Source organism: Streptomyces sp. NPDC001406, from assembly GCF_042895285.1.
In the GTDB taxonomy this organism is placed as follows: Bacteria; Actinomycetota; Actinomycetes; order Streptomycetales; family Streptomycetaceae; genus Streptomyces.
The window spans coordinates 1-3,991 of sequence record NZ_JBIAWG010000053.1; the positions used below are offsets into that span (position 1 = coordinate 1).

At 70.3% G+C, this 3,991-nt stretch carries 1 protein-coding gene; it reads left to right on the forward strand.

Annotation, left to right across the window (positions count from 1 at the left end):
• Positions 1–59 precede the first annotated feature (59 nt).
• Positions 60–3,991: amino acid adenylation domain-containing protein (locus ACFY1J_RS46020; RefSeq protein WP_390733300.1), on the forward strand; the 3,932-nt coding region annotated here is incomplete at its 3' end.

Genomic DNA, 3,991 nt, shown 5'->3' on the forward strand with positions numbered 1-3,991 from the left:
TGATGCGTGAGCTGTGGGCCTGTTACGACGCTGAGGGGAGCGGGGCCGGTCTGCCGCCGGTGCCGGACTACCGGCAGTACCTGGCGTGGCTGGCGGGGCAGGACAAGTCCGCCGCACGCGACGCCTGGCAGCAGGCCCTCGCCGACACCGACGAACCCACCCTCATCGCACCCCACGTGTCGACCAACACCCCTGTGCTGACCCGCATTCTCACCACCGAGCCGGGTGCGCGGCTGGCCACGTCCCTGAGGGAGACTGCTCGCAGGTACGGCGTGACTGTGAACACCGTGCTGCAAGCCGCCTGGGCGGTAGTGGTCGGTCAACTGGCCCGGCGCCACGACGTGGTGTTCGGCGCAACAGTGGCGGGACGGCCTGCGGAATTGCAGGGCATGCAAGACATGCTCGGGCTGTTCCTCAACACGGTTCCGGTACGAGTGCGACTGGACCCGGCGCAGACCATCGCCGACATGCTGACCGGTCTCCAGGCGCAGCAGTCCGTGCTGCTGGACCACCAGCACTTGAGCCTGAGCGAGATCCAGCGAATCGCGGGGCCGGGCGCCACTTTCGACACGCTCATGGCCTTCGAGAACTATCCGGGCGATCCGTCGGCCCCGCCTGCCTTGGACGCGGTCACGCTCACCGGTACCGGCCTGCGCGAGTCGACGAACTTCGCCCTCACGCTCGGCGTGAACCCGGATGACCTGACGCTGCGGCTGGACTACCGCCCCGATGTGCTCGACGAGGACACGGTTCGGGCTGTGGCCGAGCGGCTGGTGCGCATCCTGCAGCAGATGGCGGACAACCCGCAGGCGCGGTTCGGCGACATCGACGTCCTCGGTGAGGGCGAGCGCTCGCGGGTGGTGGAGGAGTGGAACGCCACCACGCGGGCTGTGCCGGCAGGGTCGGCACTGTCTCGGTTCGAGGACCAGGCGCGGCGGTCACCGACGGCGGCGGCTGTGCGGTGCGGCGAAGAGGTGCTCGCGTACGGGGAGTTGGACGCTCGGGCGAATCGGCTGGCGCGGTATCTGAGGGGGCTGGGGGTTGGGCCGGAGTCCCGGGTCGGCCTGTGCCTGCCGCGTGGTGTCGACATTGTCGTGGGTGAGTTGGCGGTGTGGAAGGCGGGCGGCGCCTTTGTGCCGGTGGACCCTGAATACCCGGCGGACCGGCTGGCGTTCATGGTTGCCGACAGCGGCGCGGCGGTGGTGCTCAGCATCTCCGAGGGGCTGGACCGGCTGCCGTTCGACGCCGTGCTCCTGGATGAGGTGGCAGACGCGATTGCCGCGGAGTCCGGGGAACCGTTGGGGTCGTCGCCGGAGCTCGACCAACTGGCGTACGTGATCTACACCTCGGGTTCCACCGGCCGGCCGAAGGGTGTGGCGGTTGCGCACGGTGGCGTGGCCAATCTGGCGGAGGCCATGCGGCCGGTGCTGGGTGTGGATGAGGGTGTCACCGCGTTGCAGTTTGCGTCGTTCAGCTTTGACGCGGCGGTTCTGGATGTGGTGGTGACGCTGGCTGCGGGTGGGACGCTGGCGATTGCCGGGAGTGAGGAGCGTACGGATCCTGCGGTGTTGGCGGAGATGATCCGTGCGGCGGGTGTGTCGGTGGCGAGTGTGGTGCCGTCGTTGCTCGGGGTGTTGGACCCGGTGTCGGTGCCCGGGGTGTCCAACTGGGTATTGGGTGCTGAGCGGTTGAGCGCCGACCTGGCCGCACGCTGGCGGGGACAGGCGCGGGTGTGGAACACCTATGGCCCGACCGAGGCGACCGTCATCACCACCGTCACACCGCTCGGCGAGGGCATCACCTCGCAGGACGCACCGCCCGCCATCGGCCGCCCCCTCGCCAACACCCAGGTGTATGTGCTCGATGACCTCCTGCGGCCTCTGCCCGTTGGTGCCGTGGGCGAGGTGTACATCGCCGGGACCGGGCTGGCCCGCGGCTACGTCGGTCGTTCGGGGCAGACCGCGGAGCGGTTCGTGGCCTGCCCGTTCCTGCCCGGTCAGCGGATGTATCGCTCCGGCGACCTGGCCCGTTGGAGCGCGGACGGTCAGCTGCACTTCGCCGGACGCGCCGACGAGCAAGTCAAGATCCGCGGCTTCCGTATCGAGCTCGGTGAGATCGAATCGGTGCTGAGTGCGCACGGGAGCGTCGGCCAGGCGGCGGTCATCGTGCGCGAGGAGCAGGGAGGCGACAAGCGGCTGGTCGCGTACGTAGTCCCGGCCGGTGAGCGGGTGTCGGATGCCGTGGAGCTGCGGGAGTTCGTGGCGGCCCGTCTGCCGGAGTACATGGTGCCGTCCGCTGTGGTGGCGCTGGACGCGCTGCCGCTGACGGTCAACGGCAAGCTCGACCGCTCGGCCCTGCCCGCGCCTGCCGTGGAAGCGCGGGGCGGCCGTGTCGCTGCCACGCCGGTCGAAGAGCTGTTGTGCGGCCTGTTCGCCGAGGTGCTGGGCCTGGAGCGAGTGGGTGTCGAGGACAGCTTCTTCGAGCTGGGCGGCGATTCGATTCTGTCGATGCTGTTGGTTTCCAGTGCCCGGCGGGCGGGTGTGGTGATCACGTCTCGGCAGGTGTTCGAGCGGCGCACTCCCGAGGGGCTTGCGGCCGTCGTCGGCGTGGCGGAGGAGCTTGCACCGAGCCACGTGGAGTCCGGTGTCGGTGACGTGCCGCTGACACCGGTGATGCACGAAGTCCTCGACCGGGTCGGGGCCGACCGGATCGGGCAGGTCGTCCAGGCAAGTGTGGTGCGTAGCCCGGCCGAGGTGCGGCTGACGCCGCTTGCCGCAGCGGTGCAGGCCCTGGTGGATCACCACGAGGTGTTGCGGGCGCGCCTGGCGAGCGAGCCGCGGCGCTTGGTCGTGCCGCAGCCGGGCACGGTTGCGGTTGATTCGTGGGTGCGGCGCGTGGACGCGGCCGACCTGGACGACGAGGAACTGTCCCGGCTGATCGAGGAGCAGGCCCGGACGGCGGCAGGTCGGCTCGATCCGCCGGCCGGAGTGATGCTTCAGGTGGTGTGGTTCGACGCCGGGCCCAAGACCGTTGGGCGACTGCTGCTGGTGGCCGACCACCTGGTGACCGACACCGTGTCCTGGCAGGTGCTGCTCCCGGATCTGGCCGAGGCCTACACGGCATCGGCGGATGGTCGGGAGGCGGCGCTCGGGTCGGTGCCGATCTCGTTCCGGCACTGGGCGAGGCAGCTCACTGCCCAGGCCCAGGCCGACGAACGGGTGGCGGAGCTGGAGGCCTGGACCGCGCTGCTCGACGGCGCGAGCGCGCTGCTGACCGATGAGCCGCTGGATCCTGCCCGGGATGTCGAGGGCACCGTACGGCAGGCTTCGATCACCGTGTCCGCGGAGGTCACGTCGGCCCTGCTGACCGGCGTCCCGGCCGCCTTCCATGCCGGGGTCGACGACGTTCTGCTGACCGGGCTGGCCGCGGCGGTGGCGGCGTGGCGCGGTGACCAGGGCATCGAGGGCGGGATCCTGGTGGACATGGAGGGCCACGGCCGTGAGCCGTTGTCCACGGGGATGGAACTGTCGCGGACCGTGGGATGGTTCACCGCCGTCCACCCGGTGCGACTGGCGCCCGGAACGTTCGATCCGACCGAGGTGCGGGCCGGCGGACCGGCAGCGGGCGCGCTGCTCAAGGCGGTCAAGGAACAGGTGCGTTCCATCCCCGGTGACGGACTGGGCTATGGCCTGCTGCGCCATCTGAACCAGGAGACCGGCGGTGTCCTGGCGCAGCTGCCCAAGGCGCAGATCGGCTTCAACTACCTGGGCCGGGTCTCAGGCCGCGATCAGGACTGGCAGCCGATCGGTGGGATCGGCCTGGGCCAGAGCCCCGACAGTTCCGTGCCGGTGATGCACGCCCTGGAGGTGATGGCAGCCGTCCACGAGCGCGGTGACGGTCCGGTGTTGGTGTTGAGTGTGGCGTGGCCGGGTCGGTTGTTGGGTGAGGCGGAGGCGTGGGGGTTGGTGGAGGGCTGGGCGGCGATGCTGTC